This window comes from Demequina sediminicola, assembly GCF_000975055.1.
Lineage (GTDB): Bacteria > Actinomycetota > Actinomycetes > Actinomycetales > Demequinaceae > Demequina > Demequina sediminicola.
On sequence record NZ_BBRB01000004.1, the window covers coordinates 1 to 14347 of the forward strand.

At 62.5% G+C, this 14347-nt stretch carries 13 protein-coding genes; all 13 read right to left on the minus strand.

Features of this window, described 5'->3' with window-relative positions; translation table 11 throughout:
• Positions 1-310 precede the first annotated feature (310 nt).
• Positions 311-1570: a tyrosine--tRNA ligase gene (gene tyrS, locus AOP79_RS08520; RefSeq protein WP_062072982.1), complete on the minus strand. Its 1260-nt coding sequence runs from the start codon at positions 1568-1570 to the stop codon at positions 311-313.
• 303 nt (positions 1571-1873) lie between these two features.
• Complete coding sequence (locus AOP79_RS08525; protein ID WP_062072611.1) at positions 1874-2515, minus strand: uridine kinase family protein; 642 nt, start codon at positions 2513-2515, stop codon at positions 1874-1876.
• A 31-nt stretch (positions 2516-2546) separates the two neighbouring features.
• Positions 2547-3674 (minus strand): o-succinylbenzoate synthase, encoded by a 1128-nt coding sequence (gene menC, locus AOP79_RS08530; RefSeq protein ID WP_062072984.1) that lies wholly within the window; start codon positions 3672-3674, stop codon positions 2547-2549.
• Positions 3674-4498, minus strand: a complete 825-nt coding sequence (locus AOP79_RS08535) for a hypothetical protein (protein ID WP_062072613.1) — start codon at positions 4496-4498, stop codon at positions 3674-3676. The genes menC and AOP79_RS08535 overlap by 1 nt, the downstream gene beginning before the upstream one ends.
• On the minus strand, positions 4498-5661 hold the full coding sequence (locus tag AOP79_RS08540) for a M20/M25/M40 family metallo-hydrolase (RefSeq protein ID WP_236683339.1): 1164 nt from the start codon (positions 5659-5661) through the stop codon (positions 4498-4500). Before AOP79_RS08540 ends, AOP79_RS08535 begins: the two co-directional genes overlap by 1 nt.
• A 121-nt stretch (positions 5662-5782) precedes the next feature.
• Positions 5783-7213, minus strand: a complete 1431-nt coding sequence (gene argH / locus AOP79_RS08545) for an argininosuccinate lyase (RefSeq protein WP_062072615.1) — start codon at positions 7211-7213, stop codon at positions 5783-5785.
• Positions 7214-7219: 6 nt separating this feature from the next.
• Entirely contained in the window at positions 7220-8422 is a 1203-nt protein-coding gene (locus tag AOP79_RS08550) for an argininosuccinate synthase (protein WP_062072617.1), read from the minus strand.
• 82 nt (positions 8423-8504) lie between these two features.
• Complete coding sequence (gene argR / locus AOP79_RS08555; RefSeq protein ID WP_062072619.1) at positions 8505-9008, minus strand: arginine repressor; 504 nt, start codon at positions 9006-9008, stop codon at positions 8505-8507.
• Complete coding sequence (gene argF / locus AOP79_RS08560) at positions 9008-9940, minus strand: ornithine carbamoyltransferase (protein WP_062072621.1); 933 nt, start codon at positions 9938-9940, stop codon at positions 9008-9010. Before argF ends, argR begins: the two co-directional genes overlap by 1 nt.
• Entirely contained in the window at positions 9940-11178 is a 1239-nt protein-coding gene (locus tag AOP79_RS08565) for an acetylornithine transaminase (RefSeq protein WP_062072623.1), read from the minus strand. The genes argF and AOP79_RS08565 overlap by 1 nt, the downstream gene beginning before the upstream one ends.
• On the minus strand, positions 11175-12092 hold the full coding sequence (gene argB / locus AOP79_RS08570; protein ID WP_062072625.1) for an acetylglutamate kinase: 918 nt from the start codon (positions 12090-12092) through the stop codon (positions 11175-11177). Before argB ends, AOP79_RS08565 begins: the two co-directional genes overlap by 4 nt.
• The gene (argJ, locus tag AOP79_RS08575) at positions 12089-13264 is read right to left on the minus strand and encodes a bifunctional glutamate N-acetyltransferase/amino-acid acetyltransferase ArgJ (protein ID WP_062072627.1); all 1176 of its coding nucleotides are present in this window, start codon (positions 13262-13264) and stop codon (positions 12089-12091) included. The genes argB and argJ overlap by 4 nt, the downstream gene beginning before the upstream one ends.
• On the minus strand, positions 13261-14304 hold the full coding sequence (gene argC, locus AOP79_RS08580) for an N-acetyl-gamma-glutamyl-phosphate reductase (protein WP_201774451.1): 1044 nt from the start codon (positions 14302-14304) through the stop codon (positions 13261-13263). The genes argJ and argC overlap by 4 nt, the downstream gene beginning before the upstream one ends.
• Positions 14305-14347 lie beyond the last annotated feature (43 nt).

Here is a 14347-nt window from a genome sequence, read left to right on the forward strand (position 1 = left end):
GCTCATTTTCACTCTGTCAAATCGCTATCTCTAGCGGTTTGTTTTGTGTCCTTGAGCGGACTTCCTATCGTACACCCTCGGAGCGCGCTAGCGAACCAAGATCTGTATCAATGGGATGCTGCGGGGAGCGGATGTGTTTGACCCTCTGGGCCATGTTTCCGCGCTCCCCTCGTCGGCAGCAAGAAGAACATTACGGCCAGATGAACCCCATCGTCAAATCGTCAGGATCCCGGGCGTGTCGCACCCGATATCGACTCAAACAGCCTGGTATTCACTGCTTGTAGCGGTTATGGCGACAGCTCGAGGGCATTCAGAGCCGGACAAGTGCGACGGATTTTTTTCCACGTCGAAGAACAAACCACCCGCCGGCAAGCGGCGCATGTGCGGCAACAACCGAGTCGATCCCTTCGACCTTGACGTTATTCACGTAGGCACCGCCGTCCTGCACTGCGCGACGAGCGTCCGATTTCGTACTCACGATGCCCGCGGCAACGAGCGCATCAACCACAGTCGTCTCGGAGTCGATCGATGTCTCGCCGAGTTCGGCTGCGCTTCCGGCCAACGTCCCCTCGTCCAGGGTGTCGAGTTCCCCGCGGCCAAAGAGAGCCTGCGATGCCTGAACGACAGCATCGGCTGCCTCCGCGCCGTGGACCAGTGCGGTGACGTCCCATGCCAGTGTCCGCTGGCCCTCGCGACGGAACGGTTCCTCTCGTACCTTGGTCTCGATCTCCTCGATCTCTGCCCGCGTGCGGAACGTGAAGATCTTGAGGAAACGCACCACGTCTGCATCGTCAGTGTTGATCCAGAACTGGTAAAACGCGTATGGGCTCATCATGTCCGGAGCGAGCCAGACCGCACCGCCTTCGGTCTTACCGAACTTGGTGCCATCAGCCTTGGTAATCAATGGCGTCGTCATGGCGTGCACACCATGACCCTCAGCCTTGCGGATCAACTCGACCCCGCTGAGCAGGTTGCCCCACTGATCATTGCCACCCGTCTGCAACGTGCAGCCGTAGCGTCGATGAAGTTCCAAGAAGTCGTTGCCCTGGAGCACTTGGTAGCTGAACTCGGTGTACGAGATTCCTTCATCACTCGACAAGCGGCGGGCGACCGTGTCCTTCGCGATCATGGTGCCGAGGCGGAAGTGCTTACCGATCTCGCGCAACATGTCGATCGCAGTGAGTTCCCCAGTCCAGTCAAGGTTGTTCACCATGGTCGCGGGGTTGTCGCCCTCAAAGTCCAAGAAGCGCGAGATCTGAGAGCGCAAACGCTCCACCCACTCGGCAACGGTGTCCTTGGTGTTCATCACACGTTCCCCGGACATCCGAGGATCGCCGATCATGCCCGTGGCGCCGCCCACCAACGGCAAAACCCGGTGGCCCGCGCGCTGCAAGTGACGCAGCAGCACTAACTGCACGAGGTGGCCATGATGCAAACTCGGTGCCGTGGGGTCGAAGCCGCAGTACAACGTGAGCGGCCCGGAACTCAACGCATCGCGGAGTTCGTCTTCACCGGTGGTCTGCGCGACGAGGCCACGCCACGTCAGCTCGTCAAGGATGTGCTCAGTCATGATGCTCGCCATTGTGCCAGTAGTTGTGTCGAGTGAGTACTTGCCTACCCATCATGGCCCTGATGGACCTCTGTGGTCAGTGACGTTCGTGGCTGGCCCCCGCGCCGGCCCAGAATGTCGGGCTGCTTGCACAGACGACGAAGATGCCGCTGGACGCGATCCGGCGAGGGTGAACCGGCGCTGAGGGGTGGACATCCGCACGGTGCCCAGCCGGCTCAAGCCATCACGCGTCCAGCGACTAAGTCGACGGTATTCCTGTTCTCCTGAGAAGCGTCTCAGAAACGGACATTCCGTACATCGGTTTCACCGCGAAGGAACAGGCCGCGTAGGAATAGGCAACGTGCCGTCGATCAGCATGTGAGCATGGTCACGCGTGTGGTCCGCGATGAAATGAGCGCGCTCCGTGTCCATCCAGGAGAGCCACTCGGCACGCATCTGTTCCCCGTCCCGCTCAATGCCCCGGGCCAGTCGCACGTCAGCAGGTGCTTCTACCCACAGCACCAATGCGCCTAAGTCGCGTGCGGACTCGCGCCCGACCCCGACACCTTCAACCACCAAGAAATCGCGTGGCGGAACAGCGATGTGATGCGTGCGTCGGTCAACGTGCCAGTCCCACATACGGAAGGCGCCGCTGTGTCCGTCGGCGAGCGGCGTCAGCACTTGCTGAACTAGCACATCGTCGAGTGCGTCCAGTCCAGACCAGCCCTCATACATATCGTCGCCATGAAGGATCTGAGTAGGACTCGAGGCCGCGGGAAGATTGTCAGGGGAAAACGTTCCCGCCCCTTCAGATGCGCGTCCGCCCAATGCGATAGCGATCGTGTTAGCAAGAGTGGTCTTGCCCGACCCTGCGGGGCCGTCGATCAGGATCACCCGTGTGCGTCCGGCCAACGCGCGGCGCACTGACGCTTGCTCCACGATCTGCGCAATGGACGGGTTAGTCATGCCGACCTCATGCTCGATGCACGCACTGGTGTCACGATACGTCCACGTGGCGGACGTCCACGGCGAAGTCTGCGATCGCGGCCTCGTCGGGCTGCTTACAAAGACCCGCAAATGTCGGCACATCAATGCGCCCGTCGCGGAGTACGAACGGCGTGGTGAGGTCGCGGTCGTAGAACCGGCTGGAGGCAGAGATATCTCCTGGCAACGTAAAGCCAGGAAGGCCGGCGAGGGCTGCGTTGGCGCCCCGCGCAAGACCGGTCTCCAGCATGCCGCCACACCAGACTGCGGTACCGGAAGCCCGGGCCACATCGTGGATCCGTCGAGCTTCGAGGTAGCCGCCGACGCGCGAAGGTTTGATGTTGATCACAGCAGCCGCGCCCAGAGCAATGGCATCCGCGGCGCCCTCGGCAGACACCACTGACTCATCAAGGCACATCGGCGTGGCCATCACGCGCGCAAGTTCCGCATGCTGACGCATATCCGCCTCTCCCAATGGCTGCTCGATGAGGAGAAGATCGAAGGCATCCAATCCACGGAGGTGGGCAGAGTCCACAAGCGTGTAGGCCGCGTTGGCGTCGACCTGCAGTGGGACATCAGGGTGAGCTTCGCGCACCGCTCGGACGGGTTCGATGTCCCAACCCGGCTGAATCTTCAGCTTGATGCGCTGATATCCCTCATCGACGTATCCGGCGACGGTCTCGAGCAGACGGGGTATGGACTCCTGAATCCCCACGGAAACGCCCGACGGCACGGACGATGCTGTGACGCCGAGATACGACGCGAAGGATGTCTGGGACGCCTTGAGCTGGGCATCGAGAATTGCCGATTCCAGAGCGGCCTTTGCCATACGGTGTCCCACGATGGATTCCACGTGGCTCGCACACGTCTCGGCACTCAGCGCCCCGTCCCGCTGAGCTTCCGCCAGCCGCGGCAGAAGGAAACGCTCGATGACGTCGACAGCCCCAGTCGCGTACTCCTCCGAATAGACGGGTTCCGCGAGTGCCCCGCACTCGCCCCACCCGGTGACTTCTCCAGCACTCGTGCGCGCAGCCACTTCAATGGCCACCACTGTGCGTGCGTACTGAGTGGAAAACGACGTGGTAAACGGGGACACGAGTGGAATCTGCAACTCATGAATTGTCACGTGATCGATCTGCATCATGGTGCCTCCAGCACATAGCGGTTGCCCTCAAAGCCAATGATGGTCCACCCGAGGACGATGCGGTCCTGCAGTGCTTCCCGCACGGCGTGACGCCAGTGAGTAGCGACAGTACTGTTCTCCCGCCGCATCGCTTCGATATCGGCAGGAACCGCGACTGTGATGAGCGACACGTCAGCATCAAGAGGCGTCAACACCGGTTTCTCGTCAGGTCCGGCCACCAGGAGGGGCGCAGCCTGAGCAACACGAACCGAGAGACCTTGGCTCCCGGACACCGCCTCGCCGTGAGTCGACGCCACATCCCAACGCGCGAGCAGCCGGTCACTCCCCTGCCCCGCGTTCACCGCATCGGGCATCTGTCCATAGAAGTCCACGAGATACTCAGCCACTTCGACACGCAGTCGATTCAGATTGAACGACGCATTGCGCGCCACCAGAGGATCAAAAGTCCACGTGATCCAGCGCAATCCCCGCACCCCGGCCCAGGCACGCTGATGCAACTTGAGCGCCATGCCGATGCCGCGGTGACCATTGCCCGGAGCGACCGCGGCCACATGGGAATGAAGAACTTTCCCCAATGGCTCCGCGAAGTACGCAACGCACACGGCAACAAGGCGGTTGTCCGAAAAGGCACCAGCGACGTAGGCACCGGCATGGCGCAATGCGACCATCATCGGAGGTTCCACCACGCCAGAGCCCCACATGACGCGCAAGAGCGTCGCCGCGGCATCGACCTCAACCGTGCTGAGTTCCCGCACCGTGACACCAGCTCGTGATGCTGCAGCGATCGCTTCATCGAGCATGGCGACGTTTGCGTCGCTCATCATGCCTTCTCCGCGCGGTCACCGAGCAGATCAGCAATCAAGAGCGCCACCAAAGCGGTGCGGTGCGGCACATGCTCGATGAGCACATGCTCGTCATCAGCATGTGCTCCACCGCCGACTCCACCGAGTCCGTCAAGCGTGGGGATCCCCAAGCCGGCAGTGAAGTTTCCGTCGGAGGCACCGCCAACTGCACATTCGGCGAGGTCTTCTATTCCGGCGGCGGAAGCCAAGCGCACAGCCCGCTTAAACAACGGGGCAGCCATCGCATACTCAAGCGGCGGCCGGTTGATGCCGCCTTCTACCGTGACGGAAGCGCCCGGTAGCTTCGCCTCAAGGCCCCGAATCCGTGCGTCGATTCGCTCGAGTTCTGCACGAGTCCTGGCACGCACATCGACCCCGAATGAGGCCAGCGCGGGAACCGTGTTCACCGTGCTGCCGATAGTGCCGCTCGTCGGCACCACCGTGGTTCCATCTGCGCTGCCGTCAAGGTCAGCGACAGCCTGAAGTTGATACGCAAGTTCCAGCCCCGCATTGACACCGTTTTCTGGTTCAAGGCCCGCGTGCGCCGCACGCCCGTGCGCGCTCACCGTATACATGCTGGTGCCCTTGCGCTCAGTCTTCAGGGCCCCTCGCGGACCGGAGGCCTCGAAAACCAACACGGCACGAGCATCGGCCGCTGTCTCTTCGAGAAGTGCCCGCGACGTGACGGACCCGACTTCCTCATCGCCAGTGATCAGAAGCGTCACGCCATCAGCCGCGCCGGGACCTTCGCGCCGAGCGAGTTCGGTCACCGCATGGACCGCCTGAACTATGCCGATGGCCATGTCAAAGCACCCGGGCCCCCGCATGACTCCGGCTCCAACCGAACACGGATGAGTCTCAAGGGACCCGTGAGGCCAGACCGTGTCGTGATGACCCAACAGCACGATCCGCGTTGGGCCTCCCCAGCGCCAACGAAGGTGAGTGACACCATCGATGACCAGGCGCTCGGGCTCTGCGTCAAGGCCCACACTTCGGAGCCTGCGCCCCACAACTCCGGCGACAACGTCTGCAGACTTCGCCACGGCCTTCAGGTCATGAGACGGCGATTCACACTCGATGATGGCGCGGGCGTCGTCCAGCATCTGAGGGAGCCGGGCGTGCAAGCTGTCGGTAAGGGTCACGATGCCATGCTGTCAGATGCCGCCGAGCGAGGGCGGGAAGAGCCAAGAAAACAGAGAACCCACGCCGTGCACCTGCTCGGGTCGTCGTGGGTCATCCGTGGATATCTCTCGTCTGAGGCTTCTATTCCGAGGCGGCGGCCCAAGGGCGGAAGTGACGCACGCGTTCGCGGGCGCTGCGTCCCTGTTCGATGACTCGGGCTGGTGCAGTACCGCCGACGCCATCGCGAGCAGCCAACGAGCCTTCAACGGTGAGCACCTCGAGGACACGCTCGTTGAGGGACGGGTGGATCGCGTCCATCTCCTCGAGTGTGAGCTCGTGGAGTTCCTTGTCCTTCGATTCGCATAGGCGCACACAGGCGCCGGCGACCTCGTGAGCGTCACGGAATGGCACGCCCTCCTTCACTAGCCATTCAGCGATGTCGGTGGCAAGTGAGAATCCTGCTGGAGCAAGCTCTGCCATGCGTTCCGTCTTGAACACGAGAGTCCGAACCATGCCAGAGAATGCCGGCAGCATCACTTCGAGGGTCTCGACCGCATCGAATCCAGGTTCGTGGACCTCTTGAATGTCCCGGTTGTACGCCAAGGGCAGGCCCTTGAGGGTCGCGAGGAGGCCCGTCAGATCACCGATCAAGCGACCCGACTTACCTCGCGCGAGCTCAGCGATATCGGGGTTCTTCTTTTGCGGCATGATCGAGGACCCGGTCGAATACGCATCGTCGAGTGACACGAAGCCGAACTCGACGGTCGCCCAAGCGATGACCTCTTCAGAAATGCGCGACAGGTCGACGCCAATCATCGACGAGACCCACAAGAACTCGGCGACCACGTCACGGCTCGCAGTCGCATCGATCGAGTTCTCACATGGGCCTGAGAAGCCGAGCTCATCTGCGACCCCTTGGGGGTCGAGCCCCAGGGTCGATCCCGCCAGCGCGCCGGCACCGTACGGAGACTGCGCCGCACGAGCATCCCAGTCCACGAGCCTGTCGACATCCCGAAGCAACGGCCACACATGCGCCATCAAGTGATGACCGAGCGTCACCGGCTGAGCATGCTGAAAGTGCGTGCGACCCGGCATGGGGGCATCCAAGTGGCGATCGGCTTGTTCAAGCAAGGCATCAACGACGTCGAGCACACCCTTAGCAATGACGCGGGCGTGACGACGCAGGTACATGCGTGCCATCGTCGCGATCTGGTCATTGCGAGAGCGGCCCGCACGGAGCTTGCCTCCGACCTCAGGACCGATGCGCTCGATAAGTAAACGCTCGAGCGCACCGTGAACGTCTTCGTCGGATTCGGCTGGGTGCAACTCACCGTCCGCGTTGTCTCGACGCATCTGCTCGAGCCCCTCGACCATCGTGGAGAGTTCCTCGTCGGAGAGCAGCTCGGCACGGTGAAGTGCGTTCGCATGAGCGATCGACCCACGCAGATCATCGTCGGCGTATCGCCAGTCAAACTGCGTTGACTTGCTCAGCGCTGCCAATGCCTCCGCTGGACCAGACGCGAAGCGTCCACCCCACAAAGCGCCTTCATTCGTACCGTGCTGCTCTCCCACCGTGGACTATCCCTTCACGCGTGCAGCGCGCGCAGCTGCCTGCTTGGCTGCGAGGCCGTAGATCTCGATAAAGCCGCGAGCCGCAGACTGGTCGAATGCATCGCCCTCGTCGTACGTCGCCATGTTGAAGTCATACAGGCCAGTCTCGGACTTACGGCCGGTCACAGTCGCACGACCACCGTGCAGGACCATGCGCACGTCACCTGAGACGTATTCCTGAGTGTCGTTGACGAATGCATCGAGCGAGTCCTTCAGCGGCGAAGACCACATGCCGTCATAGACGAGCTCGCCCCACTTCTGCTCGACACCACGCTTGAAGCGGAGCTGTTCGCGCTCCAGCGTGACGTTTTCGAGTTCACGGTGAGCCTCGATCAGCGTCACCGCACCCGGAGCCTCGTAGACCTCGCGTGACTTGATGCCGACCAGACGGTCCTCGACGATGTCGATACGGCCGATGCCGTGCGCCCCCGCGCGGCGGTTGAGGATCTCAATGGCCTGCAGCGGCGTGACCTTCTCACCGTCGATAGCCACGGGGATACCGTGCTCGAAACTGATGGTGACCTCGTCGGGGACCGGTGGGAACGCGGGGTCATCCGTGTAGTTGTAGATGTCCTTCGTGGGTGCGTTCCAGATGTCCTCCAGGAAGCCCGTCTCGATAGCACGGCCCCACACGTTCTGGTCGATGGAGAACGGGTTGGACTTGGTGGTCTCAATGGGCAACTGGTGACGGCTGGCGTACTCGATTGCCTTGTCGCGGGTCAGCGCGAGGTCGCGCACAGGGGCGATGCACTTGAGCTCAGGAGCAATCGACGTGATGCCCACCTCGAAACGCACCTGGTCGTTGCCCTTACCGGTGCACCCGTGAGCAACCGTAGTGGCGCCGAACTCGCGAGCGGCAGTCACCAAGTGCTTGACGATGACCGGTCGCGACAGACCTGACACGAGAGGGTACTTGTCCTGGTAAAGGCCGTTCGCCTTGAGCGCTGGCATGCAGTACTCCTCGGCGTACTCGTCGCGAGCATCGGCAACATAGGCCTCTACTGCGCCGCAGTCGAGCGCGCGCTGGCGAATGACCTCGAGGTCCTCACCACCCTGGCCCACGTCCACTGCCACGGCGATGACCTCAGCGCCCGTAGCATCGGCGATCCATCCAATGGCCACCGAAGTGTCCAGGCCGCCCGAATACGCGAGCACCACCCGATCCGTCATGTTCAATCTCCTTCTCGATACGTCTTACTGTGAATGATTCGTTCTACGCCGGCGTCACGCCAGCACATCTGTGGAGGGGCACCTACCCCTGGTGAAATGAGGGGCTTTCGCCCGCGGCTCGCTCCAGGAACTGACGCGCCAAACGCAGGCCGCCGTCTGGCTCACGGGTGATCACCATGATGGTGTCGTCGCCACCGACGGTCCCCAAGATCAACGGATCCTCATGCTGATCGATAGCGCTCGCCAAGTACTGTGCAGCGCCAGAAGGCGTCCGCAGTACCGAGAGGTTCGCCGAACCGTCAGCAGTCAAGAGGAGTTCTGCACACAACCGGGTGAGCCGTTGGTCGGTGTCCTCAGAGACGCTCAACGAGTCGGTGGTTGCATAGATATGCGCACCGCCAAGCCCGCGCACCTTGACCGCGCCGATGTCGACCAAGTCCCGCGACAGCGTTGCCTGCGTCACACCGATTCCTTGGCTCTCCAACCGAAGCGCCAACTCACCCTGTGAGTGGATTGCGTCCGTTTCGATGAGCCGCCGAATCAGCGCCTGGCGGGCAGCCTTCGTCGCGGGAATGGTCTGGGACATCACGCCTGCTCCACCAGCCAAGTAAGCAACGCCTTCTGGGCGTGGAGACGATACTCGGCTTCCAGCCACACAATCGACTGGTCACCGTCAATGACATCCGCTGTGATCTCCTTGCCACGATATGCAGGCAAGCAGTGCAACACCTGAGCACCAGGCGCAGCAAGTTCAAGAGCGGCGTCATTCACCTGGAAATCAATAAACGCACGTTCGCGTGCCTCGGCCTCGCCCTCATCGCCCATGGACACCCACGCATCGGTCGCCACGACATCAGCACCCTGGACTGCTGTGGACACATCGTGAGTGACCGTGACCGACCCGCCAGTGGTCTGAGCAATCTCCTCAGCGCGCGCGACGACATCTGCACCAGGCAGGTAACCCTCCGGGGTACCAATCCGCACATGCATTCCGGCCGTCGCGCATCCGAGCAGGTACGACTGCGCCATGTTGTTGGCGCCGTCTCCGACGTAGGCGAAGTCGAGGCCAGCCAAGGCAGACACTCCCCCGCGCTCATCAGCAACTGCCGCAAGGTCAGCCAAAATTTGGCAAGGGTGGAAGGAATCCGTCAGCGCATTGACGACCGGCACGCCGCAGTTGGCAGCCATCTCTTCGAGCCGATCCTGCCCAAACGTGCGCCACACGACGGCGGACACCATGCGTTCCAGCACTCGGGCCGTATCGGCCACCGACTCGCCGCGGCCCATTTGGGAACTTGCCGAATCGATCACCAGAGGGAAACCACCCAGCTCCGAGATGCCCGCCGAGAACGACACGCGTGTGCGTGTCGAGTGCTTGTCGAAAATGACAGCCACCGACTGCGGCCCAGCGAAAGGACGATGCGAGAAGCGGTCATGACGCATTGCCAGAGCCATCTCTAAGACCTCGCGCTGCTCAGCAGGCGTCAGATCATCGTCACGAAGAAAGTGCCGTGCCATCACTGTTCCCCATCTGTCAGGGGGTTCGCCGCGACGTACGAAGCGAACCAATCAAGGAAGGAATCGGCCTCCGCTGTTGTCAGCGTCAGCGCTGGAACCAACCGCACCGTGTCAGGTGACGGAGGGTTCACGATAAAGCCGGCATCGACCGCGGCAGCGGCGATCGCGGCAGAGTGCGGCGCGGCCAGGCCGATACCCAGCAGCAGACCCTCGCCGCGTACTTCAAGAACACCGGGAATCTCGAGAGCACGCCCGCGGATGTGCTCCCCCACAGCCTTGGCGTTGGCGATCAGCGACTCATCCTCGATGGCCTGCAACGTCGCCAAGGCAGTTGCTGCACCCATCGGATTGCCACCAAAGGTGGTGCCGTGCTCACCCTTGCCCAAGAGCGTTCCGGCCCGTTCACCGAATGCCACTACTGCACCGATCGGGAAACCGCCGCCCAAACCCTTGGCGAGAGTCATCACATCCGGCTGGATGCCGTGAAGTTGGTGGGCGAACCAAGCACCCGTACGTGCGACACCGGTCTGCACCTCGTCGAAGATCAGCAAAGCGTCGTGGCGCGTAGCGAGAGCACGAGCTTCCGCCAAGAACTCGTGGGTGAGAGGCTGAATCCCCGCTTCGCCTTGGATGGGCTCCATGATGAGGCCAGCAAGATCGTCGCCGGCTTCAGCGACAGCCGCCTGAAGAGCTTCTGCGTCGTTAGCTGGGATAAACACCACTCCACCGGGCATCGGCTCAAACTGCTCACGGATGGCAGGCTTATGCGTCATCGCCAACGCGCCCATCGTGCGCCCGTGGAAGCCCCCCTCGAGCGCAATCACAGTGCCCTTACCCGTCTTGCGGGTCATCTTGAACGCGGCTTCGTTGGCCTCAGCACCCGAGTTCGAGAAAAACACACGCGAACCCGACGGGGCATGCGCGAGCGTCAAGAGCCGTTCCGCAAGCGCAACCTGCGGGGCGGTGGCGAAGAAGTTGGAGACGTGTGCCAACGTCCCGGCCTGTTCGGTGAGAGCTTTCACCCAGGCAGGATGGCCGTGGCCCAACGCGTTCACAGCGATGCCGCCAAGCAGATCGAGATACCGGTTGCCATCCGCGTCCCAAACATAGCTGCCCTCGCCGCGTTCCAGCATGCGCATGGGAGTCCCGTAGGTTCCCATCAAGGCGTGCGAGTAGCGCTGCACGCCAACATGCCCGCTGTCGAGCCCGAACCCACCGTGTTCGTTCAGATCCGTCATGCCCACAGCTCCGTGTCGTCAGGCCGCACCATCGTTCCGATACCGCGAGTGGTGAAGATTTCCGTCAGCAACGAGTGCGGTTCGCGCCCATCAATGATGTGCGCTTGTGCAACGCCGCCGCGAACCGCGCGCAAGCATCCCTCCATCTTGGGGACCATGCCGGAAGCCAGGCTGGGGAGCAGCTTTTCAACGTCGCTGGCGTGGATCCGACGCACCAGTGAATCCTTGTCAGGCCAGTTCGCGTACAGGCCTTCCACGTCTGTCAGCATGACTAGCTTGCGTGCGCGCAGTGCCACAGCGATAGCGGCGGCAGCGGTGTCCGCATTCACGTTCAAAACGGTGGTCGGATCGTCCATGTCGGGCGCGACCGTCGACACCACAGGAATGCGTCCGGCAGAGATGATGTCCTCAATGGCAGCGGGGTTCACCTTCACCACATCGCCAACCAGACCCACGTCCACCTGCTCGCCGTCCACCGTTGCCTGCCGGCGCTTGGCCTGCAGGAGGCCCGCGTCCTCGCCGGACAGACCGACAGCCAGCGGACCGTGGTCGTTCACGAGGCCCACCAGTTCTCGGGAAACGGATCCGGTCAGCACCATGCGAACGACATCCATTGCCTCGGGGGTCGTCACGCGCAACCCACCTCGGAATTCGGATTCGATCCCCAGTTTGCTGAGCATTTCCGAGATCTGAGGTCCACCGCCATGCACGATGACAGGGTGCAATCCGAGCAGACGTAGGTGTACGACATCCTGAGCGAAGGCAGCCTTGAGTTCGTCATCAATCATGGCGTTGCCGCCGTACTTGATCACGACGGTCGCGCCCTTGAAATTCTCGATCCACGGCATAGCGTCGATGAGGACGCCTACCTTTTGCGGCGGGGTCAGGTCGGGGTAATCAATGTCATGGCTCATGAGCTGTATGCACTGTTCTCGTGGACGTAATCGTGGGTCAGATCGTTGGTCCAGACCGTTGCAACGGCCTCGCCAGCGTGGAGGTCGACGACGACAGAGACTTCGCGTCCCGTAAGGTCGACAAGGTCGCGGTCTTCTCCGACGCCTGCATTGCGACAGACCTGGATGTCATTGACGAACACGTCAAGTGACCGGGCATCAAACGGAGCGACATCCTCGGGGACGGTGCCAGCGGCCGAAATGATGCGGCCCCAGTTCGGGTCATTTCCGAAGATCGCAGTCTTGAAGAGGTTTGAGCGAGTGATGGCACGAGCCACCGCCTCCGCGGCGTCTTCGGTGGTGGCGTTCTTGACCGTGACGGCAATGTCGTGGCCCGCGCCTTCGGCATCAGCGACTAGCTGGCGGGCGAGACTTGCGAGTACCTCGGTCAACGCTTCCTCAAACTCGACGGCGCCGACCTGCGTGCCTGAGGCACCCGAAGCCATCAACAACACCGTGTCATTGGTCGACATGCAGCCATCGGAGTCAACCCGGTTGAGGGTCTGGCGAACGGCCGATGCTAGGGCATGGTTCGCGACTTCGGCATCGATGGCCGCGTCGGTGGTCACGACACACAGCATGGTCGCCATTCCTGGCGCCAACATTCCTGCGCCCTTCGCCATGCCCCCGACGGTCCAACTGTCCCGGGTTGCGACTGCAGTTTTCGATACTGAATCAGTCGTCATGATGCCGGCTGCGGCATCCTCCCCACCGTCGGGCGAGAGACCCGCGATTGCGGCATCGGCCCCCTTCAGAAGCGAGTCCATGGGGAGACGCACGCCAATGAGACCTGTGGAGCACACTGCCACATCACCAGACGCGATCGAGCGCCCCGCTGCACCCAGCGCAGCGGCCACGTGCTCAGCCGTGGCGTGCGTGTCGGCGAACCCCTCCGGTCCGGTGCAGGCGTTTGCGCCGCCGGAGTTAAGAATCACCGCGTCGACGCGGCCGTCAGATGCGACCTGACGCGACCAGGTCACGGGCGCAGCCTCCACCCGGTTTGTCGTGAAGACTCCCGCTGCGACTTTGTCTGGACCGTCGTTCACCACAACGGTCACGTCTTTTGCGCCTGTCGACTTGATACCCGCGGCGACTCCTGCCGCGACGAAGCCCTGTGCTGCTGTGACACTCACGGTGCTACCCCCTGGAGTTGAAGACCGGTTGCCTCGGGAAGTCCCAATGCGATGTTCATTGACTGCAATGCCTGTCCGGCTGTCCCCTTCACGAGGTTGTCGATCGCGGAGATCACCACGACTCGGCCGGCCTTCTCGTCGACCGCGACCTGCACCACGCACGTGTTCGCGCCCAGGGTCGCGGCGGTCGTCGGCCATTGCCCCTCTGGCAACAGGTGCACGAAAGGCTCGTCCGGGTACGCGCTCTCCCAGGCCGCACGGACCTCGTCCGCGCTGGTGCCAGCAGCAAGCGGCGCCGTGATCGTGGCAAGGATGCCGCGGGCCATGGGAACGAGCGTGGGGGTAAACGAGATCTTGACGTCGTCTGCTCCGGCGACGCCGAGGTTTTGCACGATTTCCGGGATGTGACGGTGAACTCCCCCCACGCCATAAGCACTGGCGGCGCCAAGTCCCTCGGATGCGAGGAGGTTGGTCGCGAGCTTCTTGCCAGCCCCTGAGTAGCCGTTGGCGAGCACTGCAACGATGTCGGTGGGATCAATGACCCCCGCCTTGACGCCAGGCTGAAGACCCAGGGTCACTGCCGTCACGTTGCAACCGGGCACGGCGACACGCTTCACTCCTGGAAGATTGTCACGCTGGTGGCCGGAGGCAGTCATCAACTCGGGCATGCCATAAGGCCAGGTACCGGAGTGGTCACCGCCGTAGTACTCGGCCCACGCTTGGGACGACGCGAGCCGGTGGTCAGCGCCGCAGTCGATCACGAGAGTCTCAGGCGGTAGCTGTGCGGCGATCTCGCCTGACGCTCCGTGCGGGAGGGCAAGGACGACGACATCGTGGCCCGCGAGCGTGTCAGCGTTCGTGGCGACAATCTCGCGATCCGCCAGGGATCGCAGGTGGGGCTGATGCACCCCCAAGAGATCGCCAGCAGATGAATGCGCCGTCAGCGCACCGAACTCCACGTCCGGGTGCTCACTGAACACACGCAACACCTCACCGCCCACATATCCGGAGGCACCAGAGACTGCGACTGAGATCGACATGTGCATAACTATACATGACCATGAATGAACGATCGGGGCGGTG